This window comes from Streptomyces tamarix (genome assembly GCF_032423885.1).
GTDB lineage: Bacteria > Actinomycetota > Actinomycetes > Streptomycetales > Streptomycetaceae > Streptomyces > Streptomyces tamarix.
The window spans coordinates 41,363-55,057 of record NZ_JAWCTQ010000001.1 but is presented as its reverse complement, the minus strand read 5'-3'; the positions used below and the strand labels follow the sequence as shown (position 1 = coordinate 55,057).

Here is a 13,695-nt window from a genome sequence, read left to right as displayed (position 1 = left end):
GCGTACCCTTCCCGGGTGAGCGAGAACAACCACAGCGACGACATCAACTGGGGTCCGGCCACGGGGGTCGGATCGATGCCGGGCGGCGACGCGCGCGAGGCCGCCAGGACCGTGACCGGATCCTTCGAGGACTTCGTCCACCTGCCCGAACTGCCCGCCCGCGGGCCCGGCGCCGACATGATCGGCCGGACGCTGGGGCTCCTGGTCGAGGTCTACGCGCACGTGGAGCCCAGCGGGTGGCGGGTCAGCGACCGGCCCGGCCGCGACACCCGCCGCGCCCACGCGTGGCTGGGGGAGGACCTCGACGCGCTGGAGGAGTTCACCCAGGGGTACGCGGGCCTCCTGAAGGTCCAGGCGGTCGGGCCGTGGACGCTGGCCGCCGCGCTGGAGCTGCGGGGCGGCGAGGCGGCCCTCGGCGACGGCGGGGCCTGCCGGGACCTCGCCGCCTCGCTCGCCGAGGGGCTCCGCGGCCACCTCGCGGAGGTGCGCCGCCGGGTCCCCGGCGCCCGGGTCGTGCTCCAGCTCGACGAGCCGTCCCTCACCGCCGTCCTGCGCGGCCGGGTCAGGACCGCCAGCGGCTACCGCACCTACCGGGCCGTCGACCGCCAGGTCGTCGAGGGCGCCCTGCGCGACGTGATCGCCGTCCACGACGGCCCCGCCGTCGTGCACTCCTGCGCCCCCGACGTGCCGTTCGCGCTGCTGCGCCGGGCCGGCGCGGCAGCCATCTCGTTCGATTTCAGTCTTCTCACGGAGCGTGACGAGGAGGCGATCGGCGAGGCCGTCGAAGGCGGCACGAAGCTGTTGGCCGGTGTGGTGCCCTCCACCGACCGCGCGTTGTCAGACCCTGCCGGTAGCGTCATGGGGGTCAGGACGCTGTGGCGCAGGCTGGGGCTGAATCCGGGGACCCTCGCGGAGTCCTTGGTGATCACTCCGGCGTGCGGGCTCGCGGGCGCCTCGCCCGACTACGCCCGCCGCGCGCTGGCGCACTGTGTCAAGGCGGCGAAGTCCCTCGCGGACAACCCTGAGTAACGGAAGGATCGACGTGGCTGTCGAACAGCACGACCAGCGCGACGTGGTGCCGGCGGAGGTGCGGGAGGAGCACGCCCGGCTGGCCGAACAGGTCGAGGAGCACCGCTTCCGGTACTACGTGAAGGACCAGCCGGTCATCAGCGACGCCGAGTTCGACCGGCTGCTGCGGTCCCTGGAGGAGTTGGAGGAGCGGTACGCGGAGCTGCGCACGCCCGAGTCGCCCACCCAGAAGGTCGCGGGGACGTACGAGACGGAGTTCACGGCCGTCCGGCACCGCGAGCGCATGCTCTCCCTGGACAACGTCTTCGACGACGAGGGGCTGGCCGCCTGGGCCGAGCGCGTCGGGCGCGACGTCGGCTCGGCGGAACACCACTTCCTGTGCGAGCTGAAGGTCGACGGCCTCGCCGTGAACCTGACGTACGAGAAGGGCCGGCTGACGCGCGCGGCGACCCGCGGTGACGGCCGCACGGGCGAGGACATCACGCCGAACGTGCGCACGATCTCCGACGTTCCCGAGCGGCTGGAGGGCGACCGCGTCCCGGAGCTGGTGGAGATCCGCGGCGAGGTCTACTTCCCGATGGAGAAGTTCGAGGAGCTGAACGCCCGTCTGGTCGCCGCCGGCGACAAGCCGTTCGCCAACCCGCGCAACGCGGCGGCCGGTTCGCTCCGCCAGAAGGACCCGCGGGTCACGGCCACGCGCCCGCTGCACATGGTGGTGCACGGCATCGGCGCGCACGAGGGCCTGACCCTCGACCGCCTGTCCGAGGCGTACGGGCTGCTCCGCGAGTGGGGCCTGCCCACGGCCCGGCACAACCGGGTGGTGGACGGCATCGACGGCGTCCGGGAGTTCATCGCGCACTACGGCGAGAACCGCCACTCGGTGGAGCACGAGATCGACGGCGTCGTCGTCAAACTGGACGAGATCCGCCTCCAGGGCCGCCTCGGCTCCACCTCCCGCGCCCCGAGGTGGGCGATCGCGTACAAGTACGCGCCCGAGGAGGTCAACACGAAGCTGGTCGACATCCGCGTCGGCGTGGGGCGCACGGGCCGCGTCACGCCGTACGCGCAGGTGGAGCCGGTCACGGTCGCGGGCTCCGAGGTCGAGTTCGCCACGCTGCACAACCAGGACGTGGTGAGGGCCAAGGGCGTCCTGATCGGCGACACGGTCGTGCTGCGCAAGGCCGGCGACGTCATCCCGGAGATCCTGGGCCCGGTCGTCGACCTGCGGGACGGCAGCGAGCGGGAGTTCGTCATGCCGACCGCGTGCCCCGAGTGCGGGACGCCGCTGAAGCCGATGAAGGAGGGCGACGTCGACCTGCGCTGCCCGAACGGCCGGACCTGCCCCGCCCAGCTGCGGGAACGGCTGTTCTACCTGGGCGGGCGTCGCTGCTTCGACATCGAGAACTTCGGCTACGTGGCCGCCGCCGCGCTCACGCGCCCGCTGGAGCCGGCCGAACCGCCGCTGGTCGACGAGGGCGACCTCTTCGACCTGACGATCGAACAGCTCCTCCCCATCAAGGCGTACGTCCTGGACCAGGACAGCGGACTGCCCAAGCGCGACCCGAAGACGGGCGAGGAGAAGGTCGTCACGGTCTTCGCCAACCAGCAGGGCGAGCCCAGGAAGAACGCGCTCGCGATGCTCGCGAACATCGAGGAGGCCAAGCGGCGCCCGCTCGCCCGGGTCATCACGGCCCTGTCGATCCGCCACGTCGGCCCCGTCGCGGCCGAGGCGCTGGCCCGCGAGTTCCGCTCCATCGACCGCATCGAGCAGGCCACCGAGGAGGAGCTGGCCGCCGTCGAGGGCGTCGGGCCGACCATCGCCGCCTCCCTGAAGCAGTGGTTCGCGGAGGACTGGCACCGCGAGATCCTGCGGAAGTGGCGTGCCGCCGGCGTCCGGATGGAGGAGGAGAGCACCGGCGAGGACGAGGGCCCGCGCCCGCTGGAGGGGCTCACCGTCGTCGTCACCGGCACGCTGCGCGACCACACGAGGGACGGCGCGAAGGAAGCGCTCCAGAGCGCCGGGGCGAAGGTGACCGGCGCCGTCTCCAAGAAGACGTCGTTCGTGGTGGTCGGGGAGAACCCCGGCTCCAAGTACGACAAGGCGATGCAGCTGAAGGTCCCCGTGCTGGACGAGGACGGCTTCGCCGTCCTGCTCCAACAGGGCCCCGACGCCGCCCGCGAGGCCGCCGTCCCGCTCGAACAGTAATCACCTCCTCGTTCGAGCGGCAGGAGGCGACCGAGCAGAACAGGCCGGAAAACGTCACCCGTTCAGCGCATATCAGACGGATAAGGGTGGCCGGGTGGCAATCGGGCAAGAGCTGTAGAGCGCTGCCCGTGAACGCCCTCCGCGGCCTACTGTTGTGACGTGCGCCTGTCGTGCACGGCCGCGTTGGGGAAGACCAGTCGTCGTGGCACGACAGCAAGCCATCACGAGGCAGAGGCAACGGCACCGCCGGCTGTGAGAGGGACGGAATGAAACCGACCGAGAGTGCCGATCCGGTCACACGACCGCGTATGCGAGCGGGCCGCGCGGCGGTCCGGGAGGGCGTCCTCGCCCGGCTGCCCGCCGTCGTCGCGGCCCTCGCGGGCCTCGCGCTCGCCACCGGCTTCTACCGCGCCGTGAGCCAGGGCCACGCCCTCTTCCCCGGCGGGACGACCGGCTGGTCCCTCGCCGTCCTCACCGGCATCGTCGTCGGGCACCTCGTCGCCCTCGGCCGCGACCGCTGGTGGGGCGGCACGGGCTCCGGCGCCGCCCTCACCCTCGCCGTGCTGCTCCTGTTCGGCTGGGTGCCCGCCGGACTGGTCAGCCTCGCCGTCGTCGTCCTCGTCGGCGCCGCCCGCCGGCACCGCTGGCGGCAGGGCCTGCTGCACGGCGCCGCCGACGTGCTCGGCATCGGCGGCGCCGCGCTCGTCCTCGCCGCCTTCGGCGACGTGCCCTCCGTCGAACGGCCGTGGCAGCCGCTCGAATGGGGGATCGCCGCCGTACCGGAAGTCGCCCTCGCCGCCGGGACGTACCTGGTGGTGACCCGCCTCGTCCTGTGGTACACGCTCTCCCCGCAGGGCGGCACCCTGCCCACGGCCGCCCGCACGGCGCTGCTCCGGCAGGGCCTCGTCGCCGTCGCCCTGCTCGGCATCGCCCCGCTCATCTGCGCCGTCGCCGCCTCCCTGCCGGTCCTGCTGCCGCTGTTCGCGGTGCCTTTAATCGCCCTCGACTCCACGCTCTGGATCGCCCGGGCCCGTGCCGAGGAGCAGCTCCGCGACCCGCTCACCGGCCTCCCCAACCGGCAGTGGCTGCTCGAACGCACCTGGGCGGCCCTGGAGGCCGCCGAGGCCGAGGGCCAGCGCGCCGCGCTCGTCCTGATCGACCTCGACCGCTTCCGGTCCGTCAACGACACGCTCGGCCACCTCGCCGGCGACCGGCTCCTCCTGCAGATCGCGGAGCGCCTGCGCCTCGCCCTGCCGCGCGGCGCCGAGGCCGCCCGGCTCGGCGGCGACGAGTTCGTCGTGCTCCTGCCGACCGCCGACTCCACGACCAGCGCCCAGCGCGTCGCCCGCCACCTCGCCGCCGACCTGTCGTCCCCGCTCGACCTCGACGGGCTCACGCTCGTCCTGGAGGCCAGCGCCGGCGTCGCCGTCTTCCCCGACCACGCCCTCGACGCCGAGGGGCTCCTCCAGCGCGCCGACGTGGCCATGTACCAGGCGAAGCGGGACCGTACGGGCGTCGAGGTGTACGAGTCGAAGCGGGACTCCAACACGCCGGACCGGCTCGGCCTCCTCGGCGACCTGCGCCGTGCCCTCGACGCGGGCGAGGTGGAGCTGCACTACCAGCCCAAGGTCCGTTTCGACGGCCACGTCGCCGGCCTGGAGGCGCTGGTCCGCTGGGTCCACCCGGAACGCGGCAGCGTTCCCCCGGACGAGTTCATCGCGATCGCCGAGTCGTCCGGCCTGATGCCGCACCTCACCGAGTACGTGTTGGAGACGGCGCTCGCCCAGGTCGCGCGGTGGCGCGCCCAGGGACTGGAGGTGCCCGTCGCGGTGAACGTCTCCCCGCGCGACGTGCACAGCCCCGGCTTCGCCGGCGCCGTCGCCGCCCGCCTCGCCCGCCACGGCGTCCCCGCGGGCGCCCTGCAACTGGAGATAACGGAGCACGTCCTCCTGGAGGACCCGCAGCGTGCCGCCGACACCCTCGCCGGCCTCACCGGCCACGGCGTGAAGATGTCCCTGGACGACTTCGGCACGGGCTACTCGTCCCTGGTCCACCTGCGCCGCCTCCCGGTCAGCGAACTGAAGATCGACCGCTCGTTCGTCGCCCGCCTCGCCGTCGACACGGAGGACGCCGAGATCGTCCGCTGCACCGTGGACCTGGCCCACTCCCTGGGCCTCCTCGTCGTCGCCGAGGGCGTGGAGGACGACGAGACCTGGGAGCGCCTGCGGGACCTGGGCTGCGACGCCGTCCAGGGCTGGCTGGTCGCCGCCGCGATGCCGCCGCACGAGACGACGGCCTGGCTCCGCGCCCGCGGCGTGCACGGCTGGCACCGCCCCACCACGGCGCTCCCGCCCTCCCCGTCCGACCACTCCTCCGACCGCCCGTCGAGCCACCCGGTCACCTAGGGAGGGGGCAAACCGTTTCACGGGCACCGCGGCGCGCCCCATAGGATTGGGCCAAAACCCACTCACTCACCCCTGAGGATCGCTGCATGCCTGGCATCACGCGCGAGGAGGTCGCCCACCTCGCCCGGCTGGCGCGTCTGGAGCTGAAGGACGAAGAGGTCGACCACTTCGCCACCCAGCTCGACGACATCATCGGCGCGGTCGCCCGCGTCTCCGAGGTCGCCGACCAAGACGTCCCGCCGACCTCCCACCCGCTGCCGCTGACCAACGTCATGCGCGCGGACGAGGTCCGTCCGTCGCTCACCCCCGAGCAGGCGCTCTCCGGGGCCCCGGCCCAGGAGCAGCAGCGTTTCAAGGTGCCGCAGATCCTCGGGGAGGACTGACCGACATGACGGACAGCACCATCATCAAGCTCACCGCCGCCGAGATCGCGGCGAAGATCGCCTCCGGCGAGCTCACCGCCGTCGAGGTCACCGAGGCGCACCTCGCGCGCATCGGCGCGGTCGACGAGAAGGTCCACGCCTTCCTCCACGTCGACCGCGAGGGCGCCCTCGCGCAGGCCCGCGCCGTCGACGAGAAGCGCGAGCGCGGTGAGGAACTCGGCCCGCTCGCGGGCGTCCCGCTCGCCCTGAAGGACATCTTCACCACGCGGGACATGCCGACCACCGTCGGCTCCCGGATGCTGGAGGGCTGGCTCCCGCCGTACGACGCGACGCTCGTCTCGAAGCTGCGCGCCGCCGACGTCGTCATCCTCGGCAAGACCAACATGGACGAGTTCGCCATGGGCTCCTCCACCGAGAACAGCGCCTACGGCCCGACCGGCAACCCCTGGGACCTCACCCGGATCCCCGGCGGCTCCGGCGGCGGCTCGTCGGCCGCCCTCGCCTCGTACGAGGCCCCGCTCGCCATCGGTACGGACACGGGCGGCTCGATCCGCCAGCCCGCCGCCGTCACCGGCACGGTCGGCGTCAAGCCGACGTACGGCGCGGTGTCCCGGTACGGCATGGTCGCGTTCTCGTCCTCCCTCGACCAGGGCGGCCCCTGCGCGCGCACGGTCCTCGACGCGGCCCTCCTCCACGAGGTGATCGCCGGCCACGACCCGATGGACTCCACGTCCATCGACGCGCCCGTCCCGCCGGTCGTCGAGGCCGCCCGCAGCGGCAGCGTCCGGGGCATGCGCGTCGGCGTCGTCAAGCAGTTCCGCGGCGAGGGCTACCAGCCCGGCGTCCTCCAGCGGTTCGACGAGTCCGTCGAGCTGCTGAAGGAGCTCGGCGCCGAGATCGTCGAGCTGGACTGCCCCTCCTTCGACCTGGCGCTCTCCGCGTACTACCTGATCGCGCCCTCCGAGTGCTCGTCCAACCTCGCCCGCTTCGACGGCCTGCGCTACGGCCTGCGGACCGGCGACGACGGCACGCGCTCGGCGGAGGAGGTCACGTCCCTCACCCGCGAGGCCGGCTTCGGCGACGAGGTCAAGCGCCGCATCGTGCTCGGCACGTACGCGCTCAGCTCCGGCTACTACGACGCGTACTACGGCTCCGCGCAGAAGGTCCGCACGCTCATCACGCGCGACTTCGAGAGGGCCTTCGAGCAGGTCGACGTGATCGTCTCCCCGACGACGCCGACCACCGCCTTCCCGATCGGCGAGCGCGCCGACGACCCGATGGCCATGTACCTGGCCGACCTGTGCACCATCCCGACCAACCTCGCGGGCAACGCCGCCATGTCGCTGCCCTGCGGCCTGGCGCCGGAGGACGGCCTGCCGGTCGGTCTGCAGATCATCGCCCCGGCCATGAAGGACGACCGCCTGTACAAGGTGGGCGCCGCGGTCGAGGCCGCCTTCGTGGCACGCTGGGGCCACCCGCTGCTGGAGGAGGCTCCGTCGCTGTGAGCGACGCACACGCGGCCGCCGGGCCGCAGACGACGACGGAAGCCGCACCTCCGTGCCGCGTGGGCGGAGAAGCGAACGGAGAAGCACAGTGAGCGCACTGACCAAGGCCAAGGGCTTCAAGAAGTCGAAGGCCGGCATGTACCTGTCGATCAGCACCACCGCGTTCGGCGCGCTGAGCGTGGTCAAGCAGGCCCGTAAGGCCCGCACCGAGAGCGACACGCTTCTGCTGCTGGACGCCGTCGTGTCCGCCGCCGCCATCGCGACCGGCCTCGCCATCCTGGTGCGCGAGCTGAAGCGCATCGGTGACGACGACGTCCTGTTCGGCTGAGAGGGAATGTTTCCACTGTGACCGTCACGACTGACCTGGTGTCGTACGAGGACGCCCTCGCCACCTTCGAGCCCGTCATGGGCCTGGAGGTGCACGTCGAACTCGGCACCAAGACCAAGATGTTCTGCGGCTGCTCCACCGAGTTGGGCGCGGAACCGAACACCCAGACCTGCCCGGTCTGCCTCGGCCTGCCCGGCGCGCTGCCCGTGGTCAACGCGACCGGCGTCGAGTCCGCCATCAAGATCGGCCTCGCGCTGAACTGTGAGATCGCCGAGTGGTGCCGCTTCGCCCGGAAGAACTACTTCTATCCGGACATGCCGAAGAACTTCCAGACCTCCCAGTACGACGAGCCGATCGCCTACAACGGCTACCTGGACGTCCAACTGGAGGACGGCGAGGTCTTCCGCGTCGAGATCGAGCGCGCCCACATGGAGGAGGACACCGGCAAGTCGACGCACGTCGGCGGCGCCACCGGCCGCATCCACGGCGCGTCCCACTCGCTGCTCGACTACAACCGCGCCGGCATCCCGCTGATCGAGATCGTCACCAAGCCGATCGTCGGGGCCGGTGACCGCGCCCCCGAGGTCGCCAAGGCGTACGTCGCCGAGCTGCGCGCCCTGATCCGCGCCCTGGGCGTCTCCGAGGCGCGCATGGAGATGGGCCAGATGCGCTGCGACGTGAACCTGTCGCTGCGCCCCATCGGCACGGAGAAGTTCGGCACCCGAAGCGAGACCAAGAACGTCAACTCGCTCCGGTCCGTCGAGCGGGCCGTCCGCTACGAGGTCCAGCGGCACGCCGCGGTCCTCATCGGCGGCGGCACGATCGTGCAGGAGACCCGCCACTTCCACGAGGACGACGGCTCCACGACGTCCGGCCGGGTGAAGGAGGAGGCGGAGGACTACCGCTACTTCCCGGAGCCCGACCTCGTCCCGGTCGCCCCGTCCCGCGCGTGGGTGGAGGAGATCCGCGCCGGGCTGCCCGAGCTGCCGCGCGTGCGCCGCAACCGGCTGCGCGAGGAGTGGGGCGTCTCCGCGCTGGACATGCAGGCCATCCTCAACGCCGGCGCGCTCGACCTGATCGTCGCCACGATCGACGCGGGCGCCCCGGCCGACCAGGCCCGCAAGTGGTGGATGGGCGAGCTGTCCCGGCACGCCAACGAGACCGGTACGTCCCTGGACGAGCTGGCGATCACCCCGGCGCAGGTCGCCCGGGTGGCGGAGCTCGTCTCCTGCGGCGACCTCAACGACAAGCTGGCCCGCCAGGTCATCGAGGGCGTCCTCGGCGGCGAGGGCGACCCGGACACCGTCGTCGAGAAGCGCGGCCTGAAGGTCGTCTCCGACGAGGGCGCCCTGGGCGCGGCCGTCGACGAGGCCATCGCCTCGAACGCCGCGATCGCCGACAAGATCCGCGGCGGCAAGGTCGCCGCGGCCGGCGCGCTGGTCGGCGCGGTCATGAAGGCCACGCGCGGCCAGGCCGACGCGGCCCGGGTACGGGAGCTGATCCTGGAGAAGCTGGGCGTCGCCGAGGGCTGAGCCGGCGCCGGTACGCGTACGAGGGCGGTGCACCGCGAGTCGGTGCACCGCCCTTCGTGCTGCGTGCGCTGTGAGCAACCCCACGAAACGGGCAAACGATCTTTTTTCGATGCCAGAGTGGCTCCCCTACGGTCATGCGTTCTCCCGGGGAGGGTCCCGGCGCCAGGACCAGAACCCCCGATCAGGGAGCGAAGCCCTTGGCAGCCATCGCCCGGTGGTGCGTGCGCCACCGACTCGTCGCCGTCCTGCTCTGGCTCGCCGCGCTCTGCGGCGTCACGGTGGCCGCCGGGGTCGCCGGTTCCGCGTACTCCAACGACTACGAGGTCCCGGGCACCGAGTCCGGCCGCGCCACGGCCCTGCTCCAGGAGGCGTTCCCCGGCCGGAGCGGCGACAGCGGCACCGTCGTCTGGCACACCGAGCACGGCGACGTACGCGGCGGGACCGTCGAGCGCCGGATCGCCGCCATGCTCGACGAGGTCGCCGATCTGCCCGGAGTCGCCGCCGTCACCACGCCGTACGGCCCCGCGGAACTCCCCGAGGCCACGGCGGGCGAGGTCCGGGCCGCACAGGCCGCCGCCCGAAAGGCCGGCGCGGTCGAGGCGGGCGAGGGGCAGATCAGCGAGGACGGCCGCACCGCCTACGCCACCGTCACCTTCGACCGGCCCGCCGACGACATCCCGGAGGAGCAGGCCCGCGCCCTCGTCGACACCGCCCGCGCCGCCGCCGGCGACGGCCTGCGGGTCGAGGTCGGCGGCACCGTCGCCGCCCTCACCCAGGGGGGCGGCTCCCACACCGCGGAGATCGTCGGCGTCGCCGTCGCGGCGGTCGTCCTCTTCCTCGCCTTCGGCTCCCTCGCCGCCAGCCTCCTGCCCATCGCCACGGCCCTGGTCAGCGTGGGCACCGCCTACTTCGGCATCACCCTGCTCGGCCACCTCATGACCGTGGCCGACTTCGCCCCGATGCTCGGCACGCTCATCGGCCTCGGCGTCGGCATCGACTACGCGCTGTTCATCGTCACGCGCCACCGCAAGGGCCTCAAGCGCGGCCTCGGCGTCCCCGAGGCCGCCCAGAACGCCGTCGCCACCACCGGCCGGGCCGTCGTCTTCGCCGGCGCCACCGTCTGCATCGCCCTGCTCGGCATGCTCATACTGCGGCTGGGCTTCCTCAACGGCGTCGCCATAGCGGCCTCCCTCACCGTCGTCCTCACGGTCGCCGCGTCCGTCACGCTGCTGCCCGCCCTGCTCTCCCTCATCGGCATGCGGGCCCTGTCCCGCCGCGAGCGCCGCCGCCTCGCCGAGCACGGCCCCGAGCCCCAGACGCCCACCGGGTTCGCCGCCCGCTGGTCCGCGCTGGTCGAGCGCCACCCGAAGAAGCTGGGCGCCGTCGCCGTCGTCGTCGTGACCGTCCTCGCCCTGCCGACGTTCTCCCTGCGCCTGGGCACCTCCGACCAGGGCAACGACCCCGCCGCGGCCACCACCCGGCAGGCGTACGACCTGCTCGCCGACGGCTTCGGGCCCGGCGTCAACGGGCCGCTCACCCTCGTCGCGCGGCTCGACGGCGCCGGCGACCGCCTCGCCGCGAACCAGTTGCCCGCCCAGCTCCGCGCCACGGCCGGCGTCGAGTCGGTCGGCCCCGTCACGTACAGCGGCAGCGGCAACACCGCCGTCGTCACCGTCGTGCCGGACTCCGCGCCCCAGTCGCAGCGGACCAGCGACCTGGTGGACCGGTTGCGCGCCGAGGTGCTGCCCGCCGCCGAGGCCGGCTCCTCGCTCGACGTGCACGTCGGCGGCGTCACGGCGTCGTACGACGACTTCGCGCGGGTGATCGTCGGCAAGCTGCCGCTGTTCGTCGGCATCGTGATCGCGCTGGGCTGCCTGCTCCTCCTGCTCGCGTTCCGGTCCGTCGGCATCCCGCTGAAGGCCGCCGCGATGAACGTCGCCGCCGTAGCCTCGGCGCTCGGGGTCGTCGTGGCGGTCTTCCAGTGGGGATGGGGCAGCGAACTCCTCGGCCTCGGCCGCGCCGGGCCCGTCGAACCGTTCCTGCCGGTGATAGCCGTCTCCGTGCTCTTCGGCCTCTCCATGGACTACCAGGTGTTCCTGGTGAGCCGGATGTACGAGGAGTGGCTGGAGACCGGGGACAACCGGCGGGCCGTCCGCGTCGGTCTCGCCGAGACCAGCCGCGTGATCAACTCCGCCGCCGTGATCATGATCGCCGTCTTCCTGGCGTTCGTCCTCTCCGGCGACCGCGTCATCGCGATGTTCGGCATCGGCCTCGCCGCCGCCGTCGCCCTCGACGCGTTCGTCCTGCGGACCCTGCTCGTCCCGGCCCTGATGCACCTGCTCGGCGGCGCCAACTGGTGGCTGCCCCGCTCCCTCGACCGCCGGCTGCCCCGGATCAGCATCGAGGCCCCGGAGTGCGGCGCGCCCGCGCGTGCGAAGATCCCGGGGAAGCGCACGAGCGGCGAAGGGGAGCTCGTGCCGTAGTCCCGCCGGACCGGTGGGGGAGGGGGAGCACCGTGAGCGTATTCAGCCTGTCCCTGGGGGACGGGGCCGAACTGGGCCCGCTGGAGCCCTGGCAGGCCGAGGAGTACCTGGCCCACATCGACCGGGGCCGCGCGTACATCGGGCGGTACATCGCGCTCGCCGACGTCGCCCCGGACCTGCCGTCCGCCCGGGCCTTCCTCCAGTCGTACGCCGACAAGACCGCCGCCGACACGGGCCGCATCTTCGGCATCCGCCAGGACGGCACCCTCGTCGGCGGCGTCCTGTTCCGCACCATGGACGTCGCCGCCGGCACCTGCGAGGCGGGCTGCTGGCTGGAGCCGGCCGCCGTGGGGCGCGGCCTGGTGACCCGCGCCGCCCGCGCCATCATCGACTGGGCGGTCGACGTGCGCGGCATCCACCGCGTCGAGTGGCTGGTCGCCGCCGGCAACACCGCCAGCGTCAACGTCGCCAAGCGGCTCGGCATGACCAGGGACGGCGTCCTGCGCGAGAGCCACCTCTACCGGGGCGCGCGCCAGGACATCGAGGTGTGGTCCGTCCTCGCCCCCGAGTGGCACGCCCTGCGCGCGGGCGAGGGCGGCGCGTAGGACGCGCCCCGCCCCGCCCCGCCGCGGGAGGCGGGGCGGGGCGCCCTCACTCCACCTCCAGCAGGAGGATCCGGTCGTCGCCGGACTCCGGGGTGCCGCGCGTGTCGGTCTCGCTGGTGACCAGCCACAGCCGGTTCCCGCCGGCCGCCGCCACCGTGCGCAGCCGGCCGTGGTCGCCCTCCAGGAACGCCTGGGGCGCCGCCGAGGGCTTCCCGCCCGCCAGCGGGACCCGCCACAGCCGCTCGCCGCGCAGTCCCGCCATCCACACCGAGCCCCGCGCGACGGCGATGCCGCTCGGTGACGCGTCGGCCACCGGCCACTGGGCGACCGGATCGGTGAAGCCGCCCCCGCCGCCCTTGCCCTCGGCCTCCGGCCAGCCGTAGTTGCCGCCCGGTCTGATCAGGTTCAGCTCGTCCCAGGTGTTCTGCCCGAACTCGGCCGCCCACAGCCGCTTGTCCGCGTCCCACGCGAGGCCCTGCACGTTGCGGTGCCCGTACGAGTACACGACCGAGTCCGCCTCCGGGTTCCCGTGCACGGGCTGCCCGTCCGGGGTCATCCGCAGGATCTTGCCGCCCAGCGACGCCCTGTCCTGCGCCAGCCCCGTGTCGCCCGTCTCGCCGGTGCCCGCGTACAGCATCCCGTCGGGGCCGAACGCGATCCGGCCGCCGTTGTGGACGACGCCCTTCGGGATGTTCCGCAGGACCGTGTCGGGCGCGCCCAACTGCTGCCCGGGCGGCCGGCTCTCGTCGTACAGCATGCGGGCGATGCGGTTGTCGGACTCGGTGGTGAAGTACGCGTAGACCAGGTGGTCCTCGGCGAACTTCGGGGACAGCGCCAGGCCGAGCAGACCGCCCTCCCCGCCGGGCGCCACGCCCGGCACCTCGCCGAGCACCGTCAGCTCGCCGCTCTCGGCGTCCACGCGCGTGACGGTCCCCTCGTCGCGGGAGGAGACCAGCAGGTCGCCGCCGGGGAGCGCGGCCAGCCCCCACGGCGACTTCAGCCCCCGGGCGACCGTGGACACGACGCGCACGGAGCCCTTGGCGGGGGGCGCGGAGGGGGAGGGCGATGCGGACGGCGGGGCGGACGCGGCGGAGCGGGTCGGCGTGCCGGCCGCGGGGCCCGCCGGGCCGCCGCCCCCGTCCGCCGCGCACCCGGTCGCCAGCAGCAGAGCGGCAGCGGCCGACACGGCCGTCACAGCAGGACGTCGCACGGTTCTTCG

Annotated in this window: 10 protein-coding genes; 9 read left to right on the top strand and 1 reads right to left on the bottom strand. The window is 73.3% G+C overall.

Going from position 1 to position 13,695, the window contains the following annotated elements; all coding sequences use genetic code 11:
* Positions 1-15: 15 nt before the first annotated feature.
* The 9 genes from RND61_RS00215 to RND61_RS00175 all read left to right on the top strand — a co-directional run bounded on the left by RND61_RS00215 (position 16) and on the right by RND61_RS00175 (position 12,476).
* Positions 16-1,029, top strand: coding sequence for a methionine synthase (locus RND61_RS00215; RefSeq protein ID WP_315875515.1), 1,014 nt, complete (start codon positions 16-18; stop codon positions 1,027-1,029).
* A gap of 13 nt (positions 1,030-1,042) precedes the next feature.
* On the top strand, positions 1,043-3,235 hold the full coding sequence (gene ligA, locus RND61_RS00210) for an NAD-dependent DNA ligase LigA (RefSeq protein WP_315875514.1): 2,193 nt from the start codon (positions 1,043-1,045) through the stop codon (positions 3,233-3,235).
* A 308-nt stretch (positions 3,236-3,543) separates the two neighbouring features.
* Positions 3,544-5,640, top strand: a complete 2,097-nt coding sequence (locus RND61_RS00205; RefSeq protein ID WP_391652571.1) for a putative bifunctional diguanylate cyclase/phosphodiesterase — start codon at positions 3,544-3,546, stop codon at positions 5,638-5,640.
* An 86-nt stretch (positions 5,641-5,726) separates the two neighbouring features.
* Positions 5,727-6,023: an Asp-tRNA(Asn)/Glu-tRNA(Gln) amidotransferase subunit GatC gene (gene gatC, locus RND61_RS00200; RefSeq protein ID WP_189538068.1), complete on the top strand. Its 297-nt coding sequence runs from the start codon at positions 5,727-5,729 to the stop codon at positions 6,021-6,023.
* 5 nt (positions 6,024-6,028) lie between these two features.
* On the top strand, positions 6,029-7,528 hold the full coding sequence (gatA, locus tag RND61_RS00195; protein ID WP_391652569.1) for an Asp-tRNA(Asn)/Glu-tRNA(Gln) amidotransferase subunit GatA: 1,500 nt from the start codon (positions 6,029-6,031) through the stop codon (positions 7,526-7,528).
* 136 nt (positions 7,529-7,664) lie between these two features.
* Positions 7,665-7,856 carry a hypothetical protein gene (locus RND61_RS00190; RefSeq protein ID WP_315875869.1) on the top strand — a complete coding sequence of 64 codons (192 nt, stop codon included), beginning with the start codon at positions 7,665-7,667 and terminating at the stop codon, positions 7,854-7,856.
* 17 nt (positions 7,857-7,873) lie between these two features.
* Positions 7,874-9,388 (top strand): Asp-tRNA(Asn)/Glu-tRNA(Gln) amidotransferase subunit GatB, encoded by a 1,515-nt coding sequence (gene gatB, locus RND61_RS00185; RefSeq protein WP_315875512.1) that lies wholly within the window; start codon positions 7,874-7,876, stop codon positions 9,386-9,388.
* Positions 9,389-9,585: 197 nt separating this feature from the next.
* The gene (locus RND61_RS00180; protein ID WP_315875511.1) at positions 9,586-11,871 is read left to right on the top strand and encodes an MMPL family transporter; all 2,286 of its coding nucleotides are present in this window, start codon (positions 9,586-9,588) and stop codon (positions 11,869-11,871) included.
* A gap of 32 nt (positions 11,872-11,903) precedes the next feature.
* The gene (locus tag RND61_RS00175) at positions 11,904-12,476 is read left to right on the top strand and encodes a GNAT family N-acetyltransferase (protein WP_315875510.1); all 573 of its coding nucleotides are present in this window, start codon (positions 11,904-11,906) and stop codon (positions 12,474-12,476) included.
* A gap of 46 nt (positions 12,477-12,522) precedes the next feature.
* Here RND61_RS00175 and RND61_RS00170 read toward each other — a convergent pair whose 3' ends face one another.
* The gene (locus tag RND61_RS00170; protein ID WP_315875868.1) at positions 12,523-13,671 is read right to left on the bottom strand and encodes a PQQ-dependent sugar dehydrogenase; all 1,149 of its coding nucleotides are present in this window, start codon (positions 13,669-13,671) and stop codon (positions 12,523-12,525) included.
* Positions 13,672-13,695: the final 24 nt, after the last annotated feature.

What these genes read in the sequence shown, in the direction of transcription:
- gatC (WP_189538068.1), top strand. Translation starts at nt 5,727, where the DNA reads ATGCCTGGCATCACGCGCGAGGAGGTCGCCCACCTCGCCCGGCTGGCG.
- RND61_RS00190 (WP_315875869.1), top strand. Translation starts at nt 7,665, where the DNA reads ATGTACCTGTCGATCAGCACCACCGCGTTCGGCGCGCTGAGCGTGGTC.
- gatA (WP_391652569.1), top strand. Translation starts at nt 6,029, where the DNA reads ATGACGGACAGCACCATCATCAAGCTCACCGCCGCCGAGATCGCGGCG.
- RND61_RS00205 (WP_391652571.1), top strand. Translation starts at nt 3,544, where the DNA reads ATGCGAGCGGGCCGCGCGGCGGTCCGGGAGGGCGTCCTCGCCCGGCTG.